General features: G+C 62.3%; 16 protein-coding genes and 1 tRNA gene. 11 read left to right on the top strand and 6 right to left on the bottom strand.

Annotated elements, in window-relative coordinates:
• Positions 1-12: 12 nt before the first annotated feature.
• Complete coding sequence (locus tag F4X08_05705) at positions 13-2,823, top strand: TonB-dependent receptor (protein ID MYD25287.1); 2,811 nt, start codon at positions 13-15, stop codon at positions 2,821-2,823.
• Positions 2,824-2,876: 53 nt separating this feature from the next.
• Here F4X08_05705 and tatC read toward each other — a convergent pair whose 3' ends face one another.
• The gene (gene tatC / locus F4X08_05700; GenBank protein ID MYD25286.1) at positions 2,877-4,115 is read right to left on the bottom strand and encodes a twin-arginine translocase subunit TatC; all 1,239 of its coding nucleotides are present in this window, start codon (positions 4,113-4,115) and stop codon (positions 2,877-2,879) included.
• 184 nt (positions 4,116-4,299) lie between these two features.
• Between tatC and F4X08_05695 the strand changes: the two genes are divergently transcribed.
• From F4X08_05695 to F4X08_05670, 6 genes are all read left to right on the top strand, one after another.
• The gene (locus tag F4X08_05695; GenBank protein MYD25285.1) at positions 4,300-5,376 is read left to right on the top strand and encodes an NDP-sugar synthase; all 1,077 of its coding nucleotides are present in this window, start codon (positions 4,300-4,302) and stop codon (positions 5,374-5,376) included.
• 48 nt (positions 5,377-5,424) lie between these two features.
• Entirely contained in the window at positions 5,425-7,380 is a 1,956-nt protein-coding gene (gene selB / locus F4X08_05690) for a selenocysteine-specific translation elongation factor (GenBank protein ID MYD25284.1), read from the top strand.
• Positions 7,381-7,405: 25 nt separating this feature from the next.
• Positions 7,406-7,503 (top strand) — tRNA-Sec (locus F4X08_05685).
• Between the two features lie 367 nt (positions 7,504-7,870).
• Positions 7,871-10,240, top strand: a complete 2,370-nt coding sequence (locus F4X08_05680) for a response regulator (GenBank protein MYD25283.1) — start codon at positions 7,871-7,873, stop codon at positions 10,238-10,240.
• Between the two features lie 17 nt (positions 10,241-10,257).
• A complete protein-coding gene (locus tag F4X08_05675; GenBank protein ID MYD25282.1) occupies positions 10,258-10,797 on the top strand; it encodes a hypothetical protein in 540 nt (179 codons plus the stop codon).
• Positions 10,794-11,402: a heme-copper oxidase subunit III gene (locus F4X08_05670; GenBank protein ID MYD25281.1), complete on the top strand. Its 609-nt coding sequence runs from the start codon at positions 10,794-10,796 to the stop codon at positions 11,400-11,402. The genes F4X08_05675 and F4X08_05670 overlap by 4 nt, the downstream gene beginning before the upstream one ends.
• Before the next feature lie 104 nt (positions 11,403-11,506).
• Here F4X08_05670 and F4X08_05665 read toward each other — a convergent pair whose 3' ends face one another.
• Both F4X08_05665 and F4X08_05660 read right to left on the bottom strand, forming a co-directional pair.
• Positions 11,507-12,343 (bottom strand): sugar phosphate isomerase/epimerase, encoded by an 837-nt coding sequence (locus F4X08_05665; protein ID MYD25280.1) that lies wholly within the window; start codon positions 12,341-12,343, stop codon positions 11,507-11,509.
• A gap of 77 nt (positions 12,344-12,420) precedes the next feature.
• Positions 12,421-13,035 (bottom strand): CoA pyrophosphatase, encoded by a 615-nt coding sequence (locus F4X08_05660; protein ID MYD25279.1) that lies wholly within the window; start codon positions 13,033-13,035, stop codon positions 12,421-12,423.
• A 623-nt stretch (positions 13,036-13,658) separates the two neighbouring features.
• Here F4X08_05660 and F4X08_05655 point away from each other — a divergent pair.
• Positions 13,659-15,659 (top strand): hypothetical protein, encoded by a 2,001-nt coding sequence (locus F4X08_05655; GenBank protein ID MYD25278.1) that lies wholly within the window; start codon positions 13,659-13,661, stop codon positions 15,657-15,659.
• 185 nt (positions 15,660-15,844) lie between these two features.
• Here F4X08_05655 and F4X08_05650 read toward each other — a convergent pair whose 3' ends face one another.
• Positions 15,845-16,714, bottom strand: coding sequence for a phytanoyl-CoA dioxygenase family protein (locus F4X08_05650; GenBank protein ID MYD25277.1), 870 nt, complete (start codon positions 16,712-16,714; stop codon positions 15,845-15,847).
• A gap of 326 nt (positions 16,715-17,040) precedes the next feature.
• On the opposite strand from F4X08_05650, the gene F4X08_05645 reads away from it, so the two are divergent.
• The gene (locus F4X08_05645; protein MYD25276.1) at positions 17,041-18,042 is read left to right on the top strand and encodes an acetyl-CoA carboxylase carboxyltransferase subunit alpha; all 1,002 of its coding nucleotides are present in this window, start codon (positions 17,041-17,043) and stop codon (positions 18,040-18,042) included.
• Between the two features lie 23 nt (positions 18,043-18,065).
• A complete protein-coding gene (locus F4X08_05640; protein MYD25275.1) occupies positions 18,066-19,253 on the top strand; it encodes an amidohydrolase family protein in 1,188 nt (395 codons plus the stop codon).
• A 32-nt stretch (positions 19,254-19,285) separates the two neighbouring features.
• On the opposite strand, the gene solA is transcribed toward F4X08_05640, so the two are convergent.
• Positions 19,286-20,791, bottom strand: coding sequence for an N-methyl-L-tryptophan oxidase (gene solA / locus F4X08_05635; GenBank protein ID MYD25274.1), 1,506 nt, complete (start codon positions 20,789-20,791; stop codon positions 19,286-19,288).
• Positions 20,455-21,450 carry a Gfo/Idh/MocA family oxidoreductase gene (locus F4X08_05630; GenBank protein MYD25273.1) on the bottom strand — a complete coding sequence of 332 codons (996 nt, stop codon included), beginning with the start codon at positions 21,448-21,450 and terminating at the stop codon, positions 20,455-20,457. Before F4X08_05630 ends, solA begins: the two co-directional genes overlap by 337 nt.
• A gap of 175 nt (positions 21,451-21,625) precedes the next feature.
• Between F4X08_05630 and F4X08_05625 the strand changes: the two genes are divergently transcribed.
• Complete coding sequence (locus tag F4X08_05625) at positions 21,626-22,483, top strand: phytanoyl-CoA dioxygenase family protein (protein ID MYD25272.1); 858 nt, start codon at positions 21,626-21,628, stop codon at positions 22,481-22,483.
• Positions 22,484-22,487: the final 4 nt, after the last annotated feature.

Raw genomic sequence — 22,487 nt, 5'->3', positions numbered from 1 at the left:
CGGGTCCCGGTATTGATCGACGGACGAACATGGCTGTTGGCGGCGTGTTTATTCGTGGCGCCCACCAGTACCGGGATCCTCGCCCAGGACGCGGCAGGGCCGGACTCCCTTCAGATCGACTACGTCTTCGACGAAGTGACGGTGACCGGGTCCAGGATACGGGGCGAGGCGGAGGGCTCGACGGCCCCGGTGGTCATCCTCGCCCGCGAGGAGATCCGGGCCAGGGGGCTCGCCTCCTTGGGGGACGTCCTCCAGTCGCTCACGGTCCAATCCAACGCCACCAATACCCAGGCGAATTACAGCGGTGACGGGGCCACCCGTATCAGCCTCCGCGGACTCGGCGCCCACCGGACGCTGGTCCTGGTCAATGGCCGCAGGTTCGTGCCCGGCGGCCTCGGCGCGGACGCCGCGGTCGATCTTAACGCCCTTCCTTCCACCGTTATCGAACGGATTGAAGTACTCAAGGACGGCGCCTCCGCGGTCTACGGTTCCGACGCCGTGGGCGGGGTCGTCAACATCATCACGCGGTCGGACCTGGACGGCGTGGAATTCGAGGCCTACCAGGGCGTATCGGGCGCTGGGGACGGCGCGGCCATAGACCTGGCTTTTTCCGCGGGGCTTGAAAGAGACCGGGGAAACATCTTGTTCTCCGCCGGATTCCACGACCAGCGGCCGGTCTGGACCTACGAACGTGGTTTCAGCGAATCCGACAAGAGCTACGACTGGGGAAGGAACGACGGATCCTTCACGACGAGCGGCAGCTCGGCGACGCCGGAAGGCCATATCATCGTCCGGTCGGCCGCGGCGGGGAACGACGCCTGGAAGGCCGTCAACGCGGCGGCGGGCGACGAGGCCGGCGACTACTTCCTCGATCCGTCCATGGGCTGGCGGCCCTTCAATTACGCGGGAAACTCGCTGGACGGCACCGGCGACCTCTACAATTACCAGCCCGAGAACTACATCTTCACGCCACAAAAACGGTATACCACGTTCCTCGGCGGCACGCACCGGTTGAGCGAACGGCTGCGGCCGTTCTTCGAGGTGGTGTACACCAACCGGCAGTCCGAACAGAAACTCGCGCCGACTCCGCTCTTCACCATCGAAGAAGGCACCCCGGTCTCGGCGGGCAACCGGTACAATGCGTTCGGGCGGGACTTCGTGGACGTGCGGCGCCGCTTCGTGGAGGCCGGCAACCGGATCTTCAACCAGGACCTCAGCACCTTCCGCATCGTACTGGGCCTCAGAAGCCGCCTCGCAAACTTCGACTCTGACGTCTTCTATGCCTTCGGACGCACATCGGGAACCACGGTCAACCGGGGCCGCTTCATCCGGAGCAACCTCACGAGGGCGCTGGGTCCGGACGAGGCATGCACGGGGAGCTGTGTCCCCCTCGATATCCTGCACGGCGCCGGGACCATCACGCCCGAGATGCTGGCCTACATCCAGTACACCGGCGTTGCCCGGGGCTACACGCAGCAGAAGATCCTGCAGTGGAACCTGACGGGCGACCTGGCGGAACTCACGCACGGACCGCTGTCCGTGGCCGCGGGCGTGTCGTCGCGATGGGAGTCCGGCGCCTATACACCCGATCCCATTACGGCTTCGGGCAACACGACGGGGTTTCGAACCGAAGCGACCGAAGGAGGCTTTTCGGTCCGTGCCCTGTACGGCGAGACCCGGATGCCGGTTTACCACGGGAACGGCGTCGGGTTCCACCTGAACGCGGCGGGAAGAGTGTTTCACTACGACACCTTCGGTGCCGGGTTGACCTATGAGACCGGAGCCGGCCTGGAATTGCCCCGGGGCCTGACGCTGCGGGCCACCTACTCCAACGCCTTCCGTGCCCCCGGCATCGCCGAGATGTTCCTCGGCGCGAACGACGTGTTTCCCCTGGTGAGCGATCCCTGCAGCGTGGTGGACGAAGCGGGCAACCCGAGGGAACTTACCTCGCAGCAGCGGCGGAACTGCGCCGCCGCGGGCGTCCCGTCCGGGTTGAGGGACACCCGCGCCCAACTGCGGGCACGGGAGGGCGGGTCGACCGAGCTCGAACCGGAGCGCGCGGGGATGATCACGGCAGGCATGCGCTATCGCCCCGGTTTCGCACCGGACCTCCAGGTCGACCTGAACTACTACCGGAACAGGATAGAGGACGAGATCGGATCCCTTCCCGCGGGCGTCATCCTGAGCAATTGCTACTCGCAGGACAACCCCACCAGTTGCGGCCAGATCGTACGGGACGCCGATACGAAGCTGATCTCCCACATCGTGCAGACCAATACCAACGTCGGCGAGACCGAGACCGCCGGGCTGGACCTGGAGGCAGCATACAACGGGAACACCTCCTGGGGCATCCTGTCGGCGCGGGTGGAGGCCAACCTGCTGTTCCGGTACGACCAGTTCACTCCCGCGGCCGGCGGCACGGAAGTGATCAAGGCCAGGGGATACTACGACGTGGGCGTGTTCCCCCGGTGGCGCCACAGCGCCGCGCTGGACCTCAAGTGGCGGCGCGCTTCGGCGGGACTCACGTGGGAATACGTCGGTGGTTTCGTGGAGTGCGAGGACAACGACTGCAAGGGCCTGTACCGGGCTGACGTCGTCGAGACGCCGGCCTACAGGGACGTGGAGTCCAACAGCGTGCTCGGCCTTCGAGGAACGTACAGGCTATTTACGGGAGCGGGCGGTACCGTGCTGACCCTGGGGATGAACAACGTGTTCAACCAGCCGCCCACGGTGATCTTCAACGGGCTGCTGGGGACCTCGGATTTCTCCACCTACGATTACATGGGCCGGTACCTGTACCTGCGGGTGTCGCACTTTCTGTGAGTGGTGGGCATGCTGACCGGTTTCAGCTTCCGGCCCGTCTGATTCCCAGGGTTTCAGTTCTTCTTGTCATCGTCTGAACGGTCTGAGTCCGTACCATCCTGCTGATCTTCTTTGCCGGCGTCATTGGAGTCGCCCGATTCGCCGGTCTCGTCCGATTCGCTGGAGTCGTCTCCACTGGTTTCGTCCCCGCTTGCCTCGTCTCCACCGTTCTCGTCCGTTTCCACCTTATCCTGATCTCTCTTGTCACCATCCGCGGGATCGCTATCGCCTTTACGGTCGTCCCGGTCCGACTCGTCAGCCTTGTCCTCCGGCTCTTCGGAGTACCCCATCTCTACATCGTAGTCGTAGATGAACTCGTCGTCATCAGGCCAGTAGCCTCGGCCGGTGCGCTGCTCGCCAGCTGGGGTCGACGAATCCCGGGGAAGGGTCGGGGTATCGGGCTCGCCGGTGGTCAGCGCGGGCCGCTCCCCGTCGTCATCACCGCCGCCGCCTTCTCCACCACCGTCACCGTCGTCATCCCCCTCCTCCTCTTCTTTCGCCTCTTCGGCTTTCCTGCGGCTGCGGCCGATCAGCGCGGCGATCCCCATGCTGATGAAGTACAGCACCACCAGCGGAATCGCCACGAGGGTCTGCGTGTAGGGATCGCCCGTGGGCGTTATGACGGCGGCGGCGATGAATATGACGACCAGGGCGATGCGCCACACCCGTTTGAGCACGCCGGCGTTAAGGATGCGAAGCCAGGTCAGAAAGGCCACCACCGCCGGCATCTGGAACACGACGCCCATGATGAGTACCATCTTGTTTACGAGTCCGATATAGAACCCGATGTCCCACTGGGGCTTGATGTCCGGTACATGGAGCTGCACGAAAAACCGGACCATGACCGGGATCAGGACGTAGAAAGCAAAGGCCGCGCCGACGAGGAACAGCACGCAGCAGAAGAAGATGACGAGGGGAACGTACTTCTTCTCCTTGTCGAGCAGGCCGGGCGATATGAATGTCCAGAGCTGGTAGAGGACGTAGGGCAGTACGAGGGCGAATCCCAGCAGCAGCGAGATGTTCACCCTGGCCGTGAACATGCCGGCCGGCCGGATGGCCTGAATCTCGATCTCGGTCTTGAGGTTTTCCTGGAAGGTCGGCGAGAGCAGGAAATTGATGATGTAGTCGGCAAAGGTGAAGCAGAGGACCATGCCGATCAGGATGGCGAGGACGGACTTCAGTATGGCCCTGCGAAGCTCTTCGAGATGTTCCAGGAAGGACATCTCGCCGCTGCGGCCTCTCGCTGGGGACATGACTGTTCCTCTCGCCGGTAGAAACTTCCGAACAACGGGCGGTAAGTAAGCCCGGACCGTGGTCCCTGTCAAGCAAATCCCCCGTATCCTCCGCCTCCAATGGCCTTGACGAAAGCGGGTTCCAAACTTAGTTTAGTCGAGTCGTTTCAGAGGATTCCGCAGGGGTTGCAGCGGGTTGCGGACCATGGGTTTTGACAGGTCGCGACCTGCCGCCGGGAGCCGCCGAAGCATGGACGACAACGGGTTGGTTAGAGGCGTCATTCTGACCGAAGATCGCGATGCGGCCGGGCCTGCCGAATGGGATGGCTGCCCGGATCTGCTCCTTCCCCTGGCCAACAGGCCGCTTGTCGAATGGATGCTGTCGGAATACGCTCGGGCCGGGGTCCGGGAAACGCTGATCGCGGCCGGCCGGGACACCGGGGAGATCGCGGCGTTTTGCGGCAATGGGGCGCGGTGGGGCATATCCCTGGCCTACCAGGATGCACGGAACGCTCGGGATGCCCGGGACGCACGGGATGCACCGGCCGGACAGCGCCTGTGTCAGTTCGTCAGGGAAGTGGCGGCGTTTGCGAAAGATGCGCCATTTCTGGTGTCAACCGGTCCTCAACTGCTGGGATCCGAGGTCTACGCGCAACTGGTTCAGTCGTACCGAGAGCACCGCCCGTGTGGAATCCGTACGGGGCGAAACGCCGGCCACACCTCCGGCACGTCGCGTGATGCCGATGAGCATAGCCGTATCTATTTGATGACGGTCCGGACCTGCGAAGTCCTGGTAGACAGAAGCACCCATGACTATACACTGAATGGCCTGTTTGACGCGGCGCTGGATGATCTTGCCGCCCGCGGCGAAACCGTGCTGAGAATAGACGTCGACCATCCGCCATTCGACGTGACATCGCCCGAGGCCTACTTGGCATCGAATGAACGGATGCTCGCTTCAGGCCCGGAAAGCACGAGGTCGGCATTGCCGGAGATCATGGATGACAACTTCTCGTCGCCGAACCTCGTGATGCGACCGCCGGTGATCGTCGACGACACGGCCGAACTCGAACGTTGCCGCATCGGCCCCGGCGTCAGTATCGGCCCCGGCGTACGGATCGGACACGGCGCGGCCATCGAGCACAGCGTGATCATGACGGGCGCCGATGTCGGCGACGGCGCATCGATCTCCTATGCGGTCATCGGAAGAAACGCCGGCATCGAGAACCGGGCCATCCTGCATGGCAGCGCGGACCGTGTGATCGTCGTCCGGTCCGATTAATTCGAACGCGCGTTCATACTGCCGTCACAACCACGATCCCCTGCAACCATGTCTCATCTCACCATAGGCACGGCCGGACACGTCGACCACGGCAAGAGCGCCCTGGTGGAAGCGCTGACCGGCGTTCATCCCGATCGACTCAAGGAGGAACGGGACCGGGGCATGACGATCGACCTCGGTTTCGCCTTCATGCCCCTGGGCGACGGGCGGGAAGTCCCCATCGTCGATGTCCCGGGCCACGAGCGGTTTCTCAAGACCATGGTCGCCGGAGTGAGCGGCATACGTCTCGTCCTCTTCGTCGTGGCCGCCGACGAGGGCGTCATGCCCCAGACTGTCGAACACCTGGGCACGGTGAGATACATGGGGGTCGACGCGGGCATCGTCGTCCTGACGAAATGCGACCTGGTCGACGAAGAGTGGCTGATGCTCGTGGAGGACGATGTGAAGTCGCTCGTGAAAGGCTCGTTCCTGGAGGACGCGCCGGTCGTCCGGGTTTCATCGGTAACGGGCCAGGGGATCGGCCGGCTGAAGGAGATCATCGAAGACCGGCTGGCCGGACTGTCGGTCGAAGACGACGCAGGATACTTCCGCATGCCCGTGGACCGGGTGTTCAGCATGAAGGGCTTCGGAACGGTCATCGCCGGTACCGTCCTGTCGGGAAGTCTCTCGCGGGATTCGGACGCGGAATTGCTTCCGGCCGGGACGCCGCTCCGGATCAGGGGAATGCAGACCCACAACGACACCGTGGAACGTGCCGTCAAAGGACAGCGCGTCGCGCTGAACGTCTCGAATGTCAGGACGGCCGATATTCAACGGGGCGATGAGCTGGGCGCGCCGGGTTACCTGCTTCCGACCATGATGACCGATGCCACGGTGCAGTGCCTGGAGTCTCTGGAAGAGCCGCTGAAGAACCGGCAGCGCGTTCGCCTGCACAAGGGCACGAGCGAGACCATCGGCAGGCTGATCCTGCTCGACCGGGACGAACTCGCACCGGGCGAGACAGGTTACGTGCAGCTTCGCCTCGAGAAACCCATCGTGGCCGAACGCAACGAGCGCTTCATCATCCGGGGTTTTTCATCCATGCGGCTGCTCGGCGGAGGCCGGTTCGTGGAGGTCTATCCCCAGAAGAATCGCCGGTTCCGCCGGCCCGTTCTGGACTACCTGGAAGCGGTGACCGGCGCGGAACCGGATGTCCTGATCGAACGGGTCATGGGGCACGCACACGGCACACAGCAACTCAAGTCCATGGAGGACCTCGTTCGATTCACGAACCTGAATGCCGAAGTGCTGGAACAAAGCCTGACGCGGCTGGTGGAAAAGGGCGAACTTGTCCGGTTCCCGGACCACAGGTATCTGCACCGGGAAGGATACGCTGGCCTGAAGGACGAACTGGTCAAACTGCTCGAAAAGATGCACCGCACCCAACGGCTGAAGCATACGCTGCCCAAGGACGCCCCGAGGCTTCAGCTGTCCTGGGAACCTCCCAACACCGTCTATGACGGGTTGCTCAACGACCTCGACGCGGAAGGCCGGATCGTGCTGTCTAGCCGGTCGGTCCGGCTGGCCACCCACACGGTCAAGCTGAACGCCCGGGAAAAACGCATACTCGAGGCGTTCGAGGAACTGGGCGAGGCCGTACCTCCCGCTGTCTTCAACATGAACGATCTGCCGCAGGTCATGGCAGATCGGTCGATAATTGTGAAGGAATTACAGGTTGATCTGGACGCGGACGCGGATATGATTAGGAGCATGGCCGGGTATGCCCTGGACCAGGAAGTCTTCGTCGAGTTCGCGGACCGGCAGATCATGCATCACCGGGCGCTTGAGTCAGTCAGGCAGCGTCTGGTGGCCTACCTGGAATCCCACGGCACCGTGCGTGCGTCCGAGTTCCGCAGCCACCTGGGTATTTCCAGGGCGCACGCCACCGTGTTGCTGGACTATTACTGCGACCTGGGCGTCACCAACCGGGAGTCCGGCACGCACAGGCTGGCGCAAGGGGACTGAAAAAGAATACAGAAGCAGCACACAGGGGAGTGTATGGGTTGCTGGTGCGCCTCACGGACTTCAAATCCGATGGCGGGCCCTAAACAGGTCCGTGGTGGGTTCGATTCCCACACGCTCCCCCCAGAATCCGCATCACGATTGACGGTTGAATACCGAACTTCCGGCGCCTTCTCCTCCCTCGTTTTACTCACCGCCGCCATCTCCTCCTTTATGGTTATCCATCGCGAATCAGGACGCCCGTCTCAACGATCTTCCCATTGCTATTCCCGGTGTTGAAATTATGGTGACGAATCACGGGTAGTGGAAAGATTGTGAATTAACAGTAACGGTTTATGAATTTCATATGATGATCTATTCATATCGTGTAAATTCAATGTGATCATCTATCCGGTCAGGATCAGGATGGTCGTATTCGGCTGGGCGCGGGCGATGCCGGTTCAGCCGGTCAGCAGAGCGATTTCGGATACCGTGCATACAGAGGAGCAGATCGATGCCGGACGCTGACAGGTTAAAGGATAGAAACAGGAAGCTGCAGGAGCAGCTGGAAAAACTGAGCGAGGCCAGCCTGCGTATCAGCGAGAGTCTTGACGTCAACACGGTCCTGCAGGAAGTCGTCGCGGGAGCCTGCGCGCTGACCGGTTCAAGGATGGGCGGAATCACCATGATGGACGAATCGGGACAGTTACTGGACTTCGTCGCCCATGGCCTGAGTGATCGCGAGTATCAGGAGCTCTTGGATCTGCCGCACGGGTCCGAAATCTGGGAGTATTTGAAGGGCGTTACGCAGCCCCTCCGGTTAAAGAACATGTCGGCTCATTTCAAGTCGCTCGGTCTTACCATACATCCAATAATGGAACATGTTCTCCTGGGCGTTCCGATCCGCCACCAGGGTGCCCAGGTAGGATTCTTCTACCTGCTCGACAAGGAAACCGGGCAGCAGTTTACCGCGGAAGACGAACGGATCATTTCAATGTTCATTTCACAGGCCGGCGCGGCGATCGCAAACGCCAAGAAGCACCGTGATGAACAACAGCCCCGGGCGGATCTGGAGGCGCTGATCGACACTTCACCCGTCGGTGTCGCGGTGTTTGACGCGCGGACCGGGAAGGCCGTGTCGTTCAACCAGGAGTCGCGCCGAATCGTCGGCGACCTGCAGACCCCCGGCATGTCTATTGTGGATCTGCTTGATGTGATGAACGTGAAGCGTGCGGACGGGCGTGAAATCGAACTGGAGGAATACACGCTGGTACGGCTGCTGCGCGAGGCGACAACCGTACGCGCCGAGGAAATCGTGCTCGAGGTCCCCGATGGCAGAAAAGTCACGACGCTGATCAATGCCACGCCTATCGTATCAGAGCAGGGCGAGGTACAGTCGGTCGTGGTCACCATTCAGGATATGACGCCGCTGGAAGACCTGGAACGCCAACGGTCCGAGTTCCTGAGCACGGTGAGTCATGAAATGAGGGCTCCGCTTGCATCCATCAAGGGTTGCGCGGCCACGGCCCTCGGAAACGCTTCCGTACTACAGCCCGCGGTATCTCAACAGTTTTTTCGAATCATCGACGCGCAGGTCGACAACCTGAGCGAGTTGATCGGCAATCTGATGGACGCGGCGCAGATCGAGACGGGTTTGCTCTCCGTATCTCCTGAACCGGCGAACCTGGCGGTAATCGTGGACCAGGCCAGAAGCGCCTTCCTCAGCGGTGAGCATCGCCAGACCGTCAAGATCGACCTGCCGCCGGAGCTTCCGAGAGTGCGGGCGGACCAGCAGCGGGTCGTTCAGGTGCTGTGCAATCTCCTTTCCAATGCTGCCCGTAATTCGCCCGACTCGTCCACCATTACCGTGCAGGCTGAGTTGAAGGAATACCAGGTGGAGGTGTCGGTTGTGGACGAAGGCAGGGGCATTCCCGCGGAGCGGCTGCCTCACCTTTTCAGGAAATATGCCCGAAGCGGTCGCGACGAAGCGGGATTGGGGTCGGGCCTGGGCCTGTCCATCTGCAAGGGGCTGGTGGAAGCCCATGGCGGGCGCATCTGGGCCGAGAGCGAGGGGATGGGGCTTGGAACGCGGTTTACCTTCACGATTCCGGTGGCCGATGAAGTTCCGGTGAGTGCCGTGGCCGCACCGGACGGCAGGCTTGCCGGTTCCTCACCCTCCGGTGGACAACAGCCGAGCATACTCGTCGTGGATGACGATCCACAGGCATTGGGATACATCAGGGGTATTCTGGTGAACGCGGGTTACAGTCCGATTCTGACCGGAGAGCCCGAACAAGTCGAAAACCTGGTGAACGACCGGCAGCCGGATCTTGTCCTGCTCGATCTGCTGTTGCCCGGTACCGACGGCATCGAATTGATGCAGAACGTGACGGCGCTGTCGGAACGTCCGGTGATCTTCCTGTCGGCGTACGGCAGGGACGAAACGATCGCCAAGGCGCTGGAGATCGGTGCGGCGGATTACGTGGTAAAGCCGTTCTCGCCGACGGAACTGATCGCGCGGATCCAGGCCGCGCTGCGCAAGAACGCCGGACCGCCCGCACCATTTCAAGTTGACGATCTGGTCATCGATTACGATGAACGAAGGGTTGTCCTGGAGGGCAGTCCGTTGACCCTGACGGCCACCGAGTACGACTTGATCCGGGTTCTTTCGACCCATGCCGGCAAGGTGGTCAGCTACGACCAGCTTCTGAGGAACGTCTGGCAGTCGAGGAACTCTGGAGACCTGAGGGTGGTACGGTCCATCGTCAAGAACCTCAGGCGCAAACTGGGCGACGAAGCAGGAAACCCCCGGTACATCTTCACGGAATCTCGCGTCGGTTACCGGATGGCCAAACCGGCGCAAGTACAAAACGTCGCGGAATGATGGAAAAAGGAGAACCTATGCGCTCGAAATTTGCCCTGGCGATGCTGATCCTTGCTGTCCTTGCCGCCAAATCATGTGGCAACGAAGCGCCCGATCTTTCTGAGCTCCCCGAAACCAACCGGGAAGATATGAAGAACTCGGTGGTTACGGCCCTTGATGTTCTTGTGACGGAACTGGGGGAGAATAGACCGGCAGACTCGGCTGAGTATGCTGGGCGCCTGCGTGCCTACCTGGATGCGAATCCCGATTTCTACGGTAGTGCCGTCGCGCTTCTGGACAAGGACGGCACGGTCACCGCCTGCCCCTACGTCTTTCGCACCGAGAACGGCTACAATACCATTGACCTCGCGACCTCATCCTACAACTTGGAGCAACAGCACTGGTTCATGGTGCCTCTGCAGACAAACATGGGTATCTGGACCGACCCTTACTACGATGCGGGCGGCGGCGAGATCTGGATGATAACACGCTCAGTTCCAATGCATGACGATGGAGACGTTATCGCCATCCTCACCACAGATTTACAGGTAGATACACCGGAAAGGAATGACCCTTGACCCGACAGGCCGGTCAACCGCCGGCGCGATCGGCCCAGCCGGAAACCCAGCCGGGCATGCCCATGGAAATCCTGGGCATGTACCTCTTCATCGCCAGCGAATTCATCCTCTTCATCACGCTGCTGTTCATCCTGTTCTGGCTGCGGTCCGGACTCGTGGCGGACTGGCCCCCGCCCGACCAGCCTCGCCTGCCCATCGGGATCACGGGCATAAACACCGTGTTTCTGCTGGTGAGCGGTTACTCCATGCACCGGGCGTACCGGGCCGTTAAACAGAATGCATCCCGCCAACTGACGCGTTGGCTGATGGTCACGTGTGTGCTGGGCGTCGTCTTCCTCACGGTCCAGGGATTCGAATGGATCCGGCTGATTCAGTTCGGATTGAGCATGACCTCGAGCCTGTACGGCGCCATGTTCTACACGATCATCGGGCTACATGCCGTCCACGTGCTCGTAACCGTCCTCGTACTGCTCTACCTCTGGGTCCGGTCCTCCGCCGGCGCATACACCGCAGAAAAGCATACCGGCGTGGTACTGGGCTACATGTTCTGGCTCTTCGTCGTCCTCATCTGGCCCATCCTCTACGTTCTGGTCTATCTGGTTTGAAGCATCGGACCTGAACGGGAATGGACCGGTCGACATCGAGCGTGCCCCTAACGGCTCAGCGTCGTCAGCATCCCTTCGACGTTTACAAGACGACCATTCCTATTTCACCCGAAGTCCGCTATGGAAGTCAGGTAGTCGTAGCTCTGGCGGGCGGCGTCTTCGGGCTCCATGAGCTCGGCAAAGGCTTGGTGCACTGTGACATAGCCTTCGTATCCGATCTCTTCGAGCGTCCGCATGATGATGGGAAAGTCGATCCCGCCCGTTTCCTGGAGGGGCACCGGATCGTGAGGCGCGGGGCCCCGTACCCAGGTGTTCAGGGTCATGGATCCTTCGGGGTTCAGTCGGTGATTCTGAAGGTAGACATTGAAGAGCCAGGGCTCGAACCGCTTGATGGTTTCCGGTCCGTAATCCTGGCCGCACAGGTCGAGATTGGCCGGCTCATAGATGATGCCGAAGTTCGGACGGCCCACGCGCTCCAGCACCGAGACGGACTCCTCCACCGTTTCGAAGAGGCTGCGGGTGTGGGACTGGTGCGCCAGGCGGATGTTCCTTTCGGCCGCCTCGTCGGAAGCCCGCTGCGCCCAGGCGATGTCGTCGTCCTTTTTCATGCCGATCCGGATCAGGTCGGCTTCCAGCAATTCGGCCAGGTCCAGGTAGGGCGTGATGTTCCGGAGGGCGTCCGGGGCGCGTTCGTCGTTCGCGAGTATGGGGATGTCTCCCGTGATCATGGAAACGGGCAGACCCCGATCTTCGAGTACCTTCCGGATCGCGGTGATCTGTTCCAACGGCGACTTTATGCCCGCCTGGGACGCCCGCATGCACATGGCGGAATATCCGATCTCCCGAGCCAGGTCGGCCAGGTGTTCCATGGATCGGTTGGCTTCTTCCTTGTTCAAGACGGATTCGGCGACACGTACGGACAGGGATAGTTTCATGGACATCAACCTCTTTAAGTTAAAGAGTTTCGTGGAGCGAGTGGCTGCAACTCGTTCGTGATTGTGGCTGCAACTCGAACGGTCTAGCGCAACTGCACCTCGGATCCGCCCGGCAACGGGTGTCCGATGCAGTCCAGTACCTGTGCGGTGAAGCGGTACGTGAGTCCCCAGAGCACAGGTCCCTCGGCGCCCAGAAGATTGATGGCGGGCACCACCCTCTCGCCCCAATCCCCCGAGACGACGGTCGTAACGTACCGGTTCTCATCCATCAGGTCGGTCAGCGGGACCCAGTAAGCGCGCTGAATCTCATGGTTTAGAGACAGCATGGTTCCACGCTGGATAAAATACACGAAAGCCGCGACGTGCACCTTGCTCAAATGGGTGGCCTGATCGTCGAGACGGCATAGGTATTCCGCCCTGGTCAGATCAAGGCGGGTTTCTTCCCGGGTTTCCCGTATGGCGGTTTCCCGGGGGCTTGCATCGGAAGCGTCGATCTTTCCACCGGGAAAGCTGATGTGTCCGGACCAGGGATCGCCCCCGCGTCGCGCGCGCAGGAGGTAGAGCAGTTCGAGCCCCTTGCCGGCGCCGCGCATCCGCAACGGGAGCGCGACGGACGCGGTAAGTGCTTCCCGCGCGGGATCCAGTAACCTGCCGCGCCTGGTCCGCAGCTTTACCACGAGTGCTTGCTCTCGCGTCATTTGTCCACCGTTCCTCTCCGAACCCGGCGCCCGTTACCCAGGTTGGCTTCCACAACCGGTACTTGGTTTGCGTGGATGTAGTCCGTGAAGAAGGACACCGAATCGCGGTGTTTCTACCCGGGACAGATGTAAGATTCGTTTTATATTTTTTATGTATTGACAATTTGTCAGCATGGAGTACATTTATAAGCTTGCCCATGCTAGACGTCGCAAACTTTAACCGCGAGTGAATCTTATTGTAATAGCTTCGTCATGGTTCTGTCATCCCCATTTGGTTACAGTGGCATGCGAAGACCCGGGCTACCCGGCCGGTTGGTCGGATAACCCGCTGTTTCAGTTCGATCATCGGACGGCCCCGTAACAGCCCCGCCGAACCGCCTGGCTACATCACCGGGCAGGAGAAAACTGGAAACACCTTGAAAATCGCACCCCTTTATTGGAGTAGGCTTCCTCTTGCATTTCTGTTTCTGGTCGCGCTGACCAGTTGCGGCACAGACAGCCCCACAAAGCCCAAGCCACCACAAACACAGCGACCTGTAACACCGGTACCCGCCCGGATTGTCATTACGCCTCCGTCCGCCACGTTCAATGCCGTAGGCGAGACGAAGGAGTTCGCCGCGTCCGTGTACGATCAGAACAGCGCGTCCATTACCGGTATGTCTGTAACCTGGTCGAGCGACGATGCCGCCGTGGCGGCCGTCAACGCCCTGGGCCATGTGATGGCCATGAAGAATGGCAGCGCGGTGATCACGGCGCACTCGGGCAGTGTGTCCGCGACCGCAGCAGTTACGGTTATCCAGTCTGCGGGCAGCATCGAAATCGAGCAGTCGGAGATAACCTTTAAGTCCATCGGCAGGACTGTACAGCTGATCGCCAGGATTCATGACGGCAATGGACGCGTCATTCCCGGTGCAGCGGTAACCTGGTCGAGTGGCAATACGGCCGTGGCCACCGTGGATGACAACGGGTTGGTCACGGCCATCCAGAGTGGCGAGACCGTGATCACGGCGCGCGCGGACAGCCTGGAATCAACGACGACGATAACGGTGATCCAGGTGCCGGAAAGCATCGTGGTCGAGCCGTCGGCGCTGACGCTAACGTCCATCGGCGAGACCGAACTGCTGACGGCCAGGGTTCTCGACTGGAACGGCCGACCGGTGATGGAGTCCGCAGTTAACTGGTCGAGTGGCAATACGGCCGTGGCCACCGTGGATGACAACGGGCTGGTCACGGCCATCCGGAGTGGCGAGACCGTGATCACGGCGCGCGCGGACAGCCTGGAATCAACGACGACGATAACGGTGATCCAGGTGCCGGGAAGCATCGTGGTCGAGCCGTCGGCGCTGACCCTGACATCCGTCGGAGAGAACGCACAACTGGCCGCCAGGATATTCGACGAAAATGGACACGCCGTGCCCGATGCGGCAGTAGCCTGGTCGAGTGAAAACAAGGACGTGGCTACCGTGGATGTCCACGGGGTGGCCACTGCCGTCCGGAATGGCGAGGCCGTAATCGTGGCGCGCTCGGACAGTTTGAAAACGACAACGACGATAACGGTGATCCAGGTGGCGGAAAGCATCGTGGTCGAGCCGTCGGCGCTGACGCTAACGTCCATCGGCGACACTGCGAGGCTCACCGCCAGGGTTCTTGACGGGAACGGGCACCCGGTCGCGGAGGCCTTGGTGACCTGGTCGAGCAGCGATAGGCGGGTGGCGACCGTCAACGACAGAGGACGTGTAAGGGCCGTAGATCCCGGCGACGCCTTCGTCACGGCACGTTCCGGCGATACGTCCACGACCACGGCGGTCAACGTGTCGCAGTCGGTGGATCGCGTCGTGATCGATCCGTCTGTACTGACCCTCACGTCCATCGGCGATACCGCCCGGCTGACTGCCAGGGTTCTTGACGGAAATGGATACACTGTTTTCGATGCAGCAGTAACCTGGTCGAGCGGAAACCCGGCCGTGGCCACCGTGGACCGTCGCGGGATGGTCACCGCCGTCAAGAATGGTGAGGCCGTGATTACGGTGCGCTCGGGGGGCGAGGCGGACACCGCGGCGGTCACGGTGTCACAGTCGGTCAGCCGGATCGTGATCGAACCGGCGGCGGCCACCCTGACATCTCTCGGCGAGACCGCACAGTTCACCACCAGGACTCTTGACGGAAATGGATACCCCGTTTCCGGGGCGGCGGTAACCTGGTCGAGCGGAAACCCGGCCGTGGCCGACGTGGACCGCCGCGGGCTGGTCACCGCCGTCAAGAACGGCAGAGCGCGGATCACGGCCAGGGCCGGTGACGCCGCCACGTCCGCCGCGGTCACCGTTGCACAGACGGCGGTCCGAATCACGATTACACCTTCCGTTCCGACGATAGACCTTCCGGGTGGGACGGTTCAGCTAACTGCCACGGTGTTCGATCAGAACAACGCGCCTATTGACGATGCGCCTGTAACCTGGTCGAGTGAGCATACGGACGTGGCCACCGTGGATGCCAATGGTATGGTCACCGTCGTCTGGAACGGTTATGCCGTGAGCATGCCTGTGCCCGTGATCACAGCGCGCTCGGGTAGTTTGGAAACATCGGTCACGATAACGGTGAGACGCGACCCGCGCGGCGGTGGTTAATCTCGATTTATCCGCGCCTCGCCACCGGGCGTCAATCCAGACCAGTTTCCCCCGAATCAAGCCAGCTTACTCGACTGGCATGGCCGCCCGGCCGCCCGGTCCGGTAACGCGCGAGTAACACCGGACCTGCCGTCATGCACTCTCGGCCTTGTATCGCGCGAGGCGTCTATTCGAAGTCACCAGACTCACGACCGGTCGAACACGATCTGGTTGCGCGGATGATCGGCCCGCTGGCCCGGTTGCCTGTTCCCGAGGTTGGCGTCGATGACCGGCCGGTTCTCCACGCTGCACGCGGAATCGTCGATGAAAACACCGTCTTCATAAAACGTGATACCCAGTGCTTCGCGGACACGGCCCGACGTGTTTGCCCGGGCACCATGGACCACCCAGTGACTGTGCAGCGTCACGTCCCCCGCCGGAATCTCTTCTTCCACGACCGGAACCTGGTTCGCGTGGATGTAGTCTTCGAAAAAGGATTCCGATTCGCGGTGTATCCCCCTGGGGCCCAACACTCTTGACCTGTGGGTACCGCTGGCGAAACGGGGCGGTCCCATGTCGATGGTGGCGTCCACGAGGGGTATCCACATGGTCAGTACGTGGTCCGAATGAAGGGGCCAGTGGGGACCGTCCTGGTGCCACGGCGTGATCCAGCTTCCGGGTTCCTTGAACATGGCCTTGTCGTAGTAGATGCGGACCGCGTCCACGCCCATCAGATCGGCCGCGATCTCTCCGAAACGGGGCGACTGGATGAACCGGGCAGCGCGTGCGTCCGCCTCCCGCAGATTGAACGTCTGCATGAAAACGCGGGAGAAATCGTCCTCCGGCCGGTCGCTCATCCTGCTCGTCCCGGCGAAGCGTTCGGACGTGATCGACTTCACCACCTCACGGTACTCGGCGACTTCATTCTTCGTACAAACGGACCGAAGATGCACGTGACCGTTCTCACGGTACTGCCGCACGTGTTCGGCGGACAGCGGGTACGGTGTCGCGAGTCCGTTTCCATCGGTGCGATCACACTCTGTCATGGCAGTAGTTCCTTTCGCCCGGCAAGGCATACCCACCGGGACGTTCCAACCCGTTCCGGGCACCGGTCAACTAACAGGCCGCAACCTGGATGTCAAGGGGTTTGGCCCGTTGCCGGGGGAGGGGGAGGTCGATCCAGTGAACTGTAACCGGGAACGTTTTGAATGCATTTGACGTTTACCGGAGAACAGGCTGCGTCTATTCGATCGGTCCCCGCCCAGTCCCCGCCCGGTCCCCGCCCTTGACAGGTCGTACCGGTTGATCTTTATTTGGGAGAACGCGGCGGGACTGCTCGAACGTCATGGGTCCGCCGCGATTACCGTTTATGAAGGCCGGTTTGCAGCGCCTGGAGCATGTCATGGATGAGAACGGACCGATCCTCGAATTCGAAAAACCGATCTACGAGCTCGAGAAGCGCATAGAGGAAATGAGAAACTATGCGGTGACCGAGAACCTCGATGCCCTGGCCGACGAGATCCAGCGCCTGGAGGAGGAAGTGGCCCGCCAGCGGCGGAAGACCTATTCCAACTTGACCCGTTGGCAGCGCGTGCTCATCGCCCGCCATCCGAACCGCCCCCACACGCTCGACTACATCAACGGGATGATGGAGGATTTCGTCGAACTGCATGGCGACCGGTCCTTCGGGGATGACAAGGCCATGGTCACGGGGCTGGCGAAAATGGATGGTCGGCCGATCGCCGTGGTGGGACACCAGAAGGGGAAGAACACCAAGGAAAACGTGATGCGTAACTTCGGCATGGCGGGTCCCGAGGGATACCGCAAGGCCCTGCGCATCATGAAGCTGGCCGAGAAGTTCGACATGCCGGTCCTGTCCCTGGTCGATACCCCCGGAGCCTATCCCGGCGCGGGCGCCGAGGAGCGGGGCCAGGCGGAGGCGATCGCCCGGAACATCTACGAGATGGGACGGCTGCGCGTGCCGATCATCGTCATGGTGATCGGCGAAGGCGCCAGCGGAGGCGCCCTGGGGATCGGTGTGGGCGACCGCGTCATCATGATGGAGAACGCCTGGTATTCGGTCATCAGCCCCGAACCCTGTTCCACCATCCTGTGGAAGGACCAGGAAAAGGCGGCCGCCAGAAAGGCCGATTGTGCGGAGGCCCTGCGGCTTTCGGCTACCGACCTGCTCCAGTTCGGCGTCATCGACGAAATCGTGCCCGAACCCTTCGGGGGCGCGCACCGCGACCACGAAACGGCCATTTCGAACGTCAGAAAATCCATCCTCAAGGCGTTGCACGAGGCGGGCACACAGTCCGTCGAGGAACGCCTGGAAGCCCGGCTGGAGAAGTACAGCAGCATGGGTGCCTTCGATGTAGCACCTGCCGCGGACGACCCGTCGTAAGCCGGAACCCGGGAGCGGGATCCTTGCTAAAGGCCATCACAGGCGGCTCGATCATCAACGGGAAGGGCGCGGCGCCCATTCCCGGCGGGCTGATCCTCGTGGACGGCAACCGGATCCAGGCCGTCGGTTCCCGCGACAGCCTTTCCATTCCCGGCGACGCAGAGGTCGTCGACCTCGGCACGGCCACGCTGCTTCCAGGCCTTATCGATACCCACGTACATCTCGTCATGAACGCGCGGGAGGACTGCGTCACCTCCCTGGCGCACAAAAGCGCCGTGGAGTCCGTGGTCGAGGCCGCCGGGAACGCCCGACGGACCTTGCGGGGCGGGGTGACGACCGTTCGGGACTGCGCCGACGTGTTCGGCGTGACGCTGACCCTGAAGCGGGCCATCGACGGGGGTCACCTGGACGGCCCGCGCATACTCGCCTGCGGCCTGCCCATTACCACGACGGCGGGGCACCTTAACTACATGGGGATCAGCGCGGACAGCACGGAGGAGGTGCTGAAGGCCGTGCGCACGGTGGTCTCCATGGGCGTGGACTGGGTCAAGGTCTGTGCCACCGGAGGCGGACTGACGCCGGACAGCAACGTGCGCCGCGCCCAGTATTCGGCGGAGACCCTGACGGCCCTCGTCCAGGACGCCCATCGTCTGGGCAGGAAAGTCGCCGCCCACGCCCACGGCACCGAAGGCATCATGAACTGTGCCATTGCGGGCACCGACAGCATCGAGCACTGTTCGTGGATGGGTGAGGAAGATGGCCACCGTTACGACGGGGATGCCGTCGACCTGATCCGGCAGAAGGGCCTTTACGTCAGCCACACGATCACGGGGCCGAGGACCGGTTCGTCCGAGGAAGTGGAAGCGTTGATGAACAGCGAGTACGGCGAGCGATTCGACTTGCTGCGCCGGACGCTGGAGGCAGGCGTCCGCATGGTCATATCCAGCGATGCGGGCGTCCCGGACACGCGCTTCGAGGACTTCGCCGGGAGCCTCGTCATCGCCGTCAAGTGCTGCGGCTTCTCGCCCATGGGCGCCATCATCGCTTCCACGAGCCGGGCCGCCGAGATGCTGGGGATGGCAGATCAGGTCGGATCCCTGGAACCCGGCCGATTCGCGGATGTCCTCGCCGTCGATGGAGATCCACTGCAGGACATCGGCGCCATGCGCCGGATCGTCGGCGTGTTCAAGGACGGCCGCCGGTTCGTGTGAACCGAAAGACGCGCATGGCCGGCGTTGGGATGCTACGCGAGCGTACGAGGTTTCAGCACACTTTGACTACTGAACCGTTCGAGACCGAACAGACTCGTGTCGACGGGCGGCGTTTCATCGAACAGCCGGGCGGCCAGGATCTCTCCCAGCACCGGGCCGAACTTGAAGCCGTGGCCTGAAAAACCCGCCGCCAGGACCACGTTCGCATGATCGGGATGGCGGTCCAGGATGAAGTGGAAGTCCGCCGAGTTGGTGTACAGGCAATGTTTCACCGCGACGGGATCCCGGGACAGGTGGGGACATCTGCGTCCGATGAATTCCCGCACCGTGGCAAGATTCGCGCCGTCCACGACTTCGGGGTCGTCCGCCTCGACGACCCGGCCGGTCCGGTGGCAACCGGCCTTGACGCCCTGTACCCGTACCTGGGGCACGCAGTAGAAGGGATCGGGGGTGTGGTAATCGATCACGTTGGGCATGGCACCCGCCTCATGAGGGACCGACCCGGCCTGCGGAAAGTAGGCCAGCAACTCCCGCGTCACCACCAGGTCGACATCGATCCCCAGCGCGTTCAGCCATCCATCCGTCCAGCTGCCGGTTGCCAGCACGAGGCGGGTGCCTGACCAGGACCGTCCGTCCGCCGATGTGACCTCGACGTGCTTTTCGGACGGGACGATCGAAGCGACTTCCGTCTCCGTCAGGGCGTCCACGCCGTCTTCCCGGACGCAGTCCCACAGGCTTCGTAACACCTCGTCGGCGAAAAGCACGGCGCTGTCGGGTTGGTAGATGGCTTCACTGTGCTGTGGCAGGCTTAGCTGGGGGAAACGGCGCGCAAAGGAAGGACCGGCCAGTCGTTCGTAGGGGAGTTCGCAGTCCCGCAGCCGGGTCTCCAGCGTCTCCAGCACCTCCGCGCCGGCAGGCGCCAGGTTGCAGATGCCGGCCCGCCTGAACACCGGCCTTCCCAGGCGTTCCGCGAGATCCTCCCAGGCCCGGAAGGCGCGCGCCGCCATTTCGACGTACACGTTCTCTTCGTAGTCGAAACGGATCATCCGGCTGTCGCCGTGCGAACTGCCGTGTTCGTGGACGGGTGCGTACCGTTCGAGGAGGAGGACGCTCAGCCCGCGGCGGGCCAGCACGTAGGCCGTCGAGACGCCCACGATCCCTCCGCCGACCACGATCACGTCGTAATGTTTCACCGGCCGATTCACGACAGGCCCCGTGTCGCACGGAGCAGGGTTTCCTGCACGAGCAGTTCGTGGGACAGGGGACGGTCCGGCGGCTGCTTCCCGGTGATGGTCTTCAGGAAGGACGCCAGTTCGAGGTCGTACAGCGCCTGGCGGCCGCGGCCTTCCACGGGCACACGGGACTCGCCCGCGGGGTACCCTTCCCGGGCTTCTGCCAGGACCAGCCGGACTTCCGTGCCCGGTTCGAAGGGCTCGAGGAGAATGGCGCTGCCCTCCGTACCGTATACTTCGTAGCGGCGGGCGGGCGGAGACGGTTCCATGGCGGCGATATCCACGGTGGCCATGGCGTGCTCGTATTCAAACACCCCCAGGCCGTTATCCGCGAATGCGGGGACTTCCCCTGTTTCGTTGCGCAGAAACGCGGTCACCCTGGACGGCCGGCCCAGGGTCCAGACCACCTGGTCGAGCATGTGGCCGGCCAGGTCGTAGAAAATGCCTCCCCGGTGGGCGCTGATCACTTCGCGGGACGAAACGGGGACGTTGGTCGACATGTGTGCCCGGATCGAAAACACGCTGCCCAGCATGCCCGACCGGGCCCAGTCGGCGATCTTGCGGAACCCGTCGTGATACCGGAACATGTACCCCATCTGCACCTGCAGGTCCGCCTTTTCGGCAAGGCCGACCACTCGCTGCCAGCCTGGCCAGTCGTCGCCGGCGGGCTTGTCGTACCAGGCATGCTTGCCGGCGCGGACGATCTCCTCGGTCTGGGCCAGGCTCTCGTCGTTGCGGCCTTCCGAAGCCACGGCAACGACAGCCGGATCACCCAGCATGTCCTCCACGTGGTCGAACCATCGAACGTCGGCATAGGGCCCGTCGGCATGCTCCAGAACGGACCTTCGCCCCGCATCCGGCTCATAGACCCCGACGCACTCGACATCGGGATGGGTCGACATGGATTGAAGCTTGCCGGCGGCATGCCCGTGACCGGTGCCGTACTGTGCCATGCGTATCGCCATTTGGGGTTCCTTTAGTCATGTGGAATCGTATCGTGCCGGTGTTTCCGGGAAGTAATCAACGGTCGAGGTATCGTCAAGCGAAATCGGGTGGACATCAGGCTTGACAACAGGCTTGACATAAGATGCGGTTTCCGCTACGTTCGCTCCAATCTTTCCACAAACCGGGAGCCGAAGCGTGTCCCTGACCCAGGCACAGATCGAAGAGTTCAGAGCGGCAGGATTTCTCAACGTCGGCCGCGTTTACAGTGATGAAGAAGCCGATACGTTGAGGGATCGCCTCATGACGGTCATCGCGGGCACATCCCGCGGCAAGGCCGAGGCGGTTCGAAACATAGCCGGCGAGGATCTGGAGGCGGAACGGGACGTGGTGATCCAGGTGGTCAACACCTGGCAGGCGGACGACGGATTCCGCGACCACCTCTACCAACCGGAGATCTGCCGCATGGCCTGCGAACTCATCGGTACCGACGTGCTGCGGGTGTGGCACGACCAGATCCAGTACAAGCCGCCCCGGCGCGGCGGGGCCACGGACTGGCACCAGGACCATCCCTACTGGCCGATTATCCAGCCTGCGGACCTGGTGAGCGCCTGGGTGGCCCTGGACGACGCCACCGTCGAGAACGGATGCATGCGCATGGTGCCGCGCAGCCACCACTGGGGGCCCCACAAGGGCGGCACGATCGGGACGAACGAAGACGGCTTTACGCCGGAACCCGACCGGTCCCTCATCCCGGACGACGAAAAGATCGAGATCGTCCCCTGCGAGGTAAAAAAGGGCGAATGCATGTTCCACCACTGCCTGACCTGGCACGGCAGCCCACCCAATCCGTCCGACAACGGCCGGCCCGCCATCGCGGTGCATTACATGCCCGGATGGACGAGGTACCAGCCCACACGGACTCATATCATGGAACGCCGGGTCGACGTCGAACCCGGTGAGTTGCTGACCGGCCGTTACTTCCCTACCGTGTGGGATCACGGCCCGGTCGAGCCGCCGGCGCACCGGTCCGAGGGAACATCGAGAGACGGGTAACGCC

It is taken from the genome of Gemmatimonadota bacterium, assembly GCA_009841265.1.
In the GTDB taxonomy this organism is placed as follows: domain Bacteria; phylum JAAXHH01; class JAAXHH01; order JAAXHH01; family JAAXHH01; genus JAAXHH01.
The sequence above is the reverse complement of the archived record's forward strand: the minus strand, read 5'-3'. Positions and strand labels throughout refer to the sequence as shown.

Bases quoted from the DNA above. Each gene is read 5' to 3' on its own strand.
- F4X08_05675 (MYD25282.1), top strand. From the start codon at position 10,258: ATGCGCTCGAAATTTGCCCTGGCGATGCTGATCCTTGCTGTCCTTGCC.
- F4X08_05660 (MYD25279.1), bottom strand. From the start codon at position 13,035: ATGACGCGAGAGCAAGCACTCGTGGTAAAGCTGCGGACCAGGCGCGGC.
- F4X08_05650 (MYD25277.1), bottom strand. From the start codon at position 16,714: ATGCCTTGCCGGGCGAAAGGAACTACTGCCATGACAGAGTGTGATCGC.
- F4X08_05630 (MYD25273.1), bottom strand. From the start codon at position 21,450: ATGGCGATACGCATGGCACAGTACGGCACCGGTCACGGGCATGCCGCC.
- F4X08_05665 (MYD25280.1), bottom strand. From the start codon at position 12,343: ATGTCCATGAAACTATCCCTGTCCGTACGTGTCGCCGAATCCGTCTTG.
- selB (MYD25284.1), top strand. From the start codon at position 5,425: ATGTCTCATCTCACCATAGGCACGGCCGGACACGTCGACCACGGCAAG.
- F4X08_05680 (MYD25283.1), top strand. From the start codon at position 7,871: ATGCCGGACGCTGACAGGTTAAAGGATAGAAACAGGAAGCTGCAGGAG.
- F4X08_05645 (MYD25276.1), top strand. From the start codon at position 17,041: ATGGATGAGAACGGACCGATCCTCGAATTCGAAAAACCGATCTACGAG.
- F4X08_05695 (MYD25285.1), top strand. From the start codon at position 4,300: ATGGGTTTTGACAGGTCGCGACCTGCCGCCGGGAGCCGCCGAAGCATG.
- tatC (MYD25286.1), bottom strand. From the start codon at position 4,115: ATGTCCCCAGCGAGAGGCCGCAGCGGCGAGATGTCCTTCCTGGAACAT.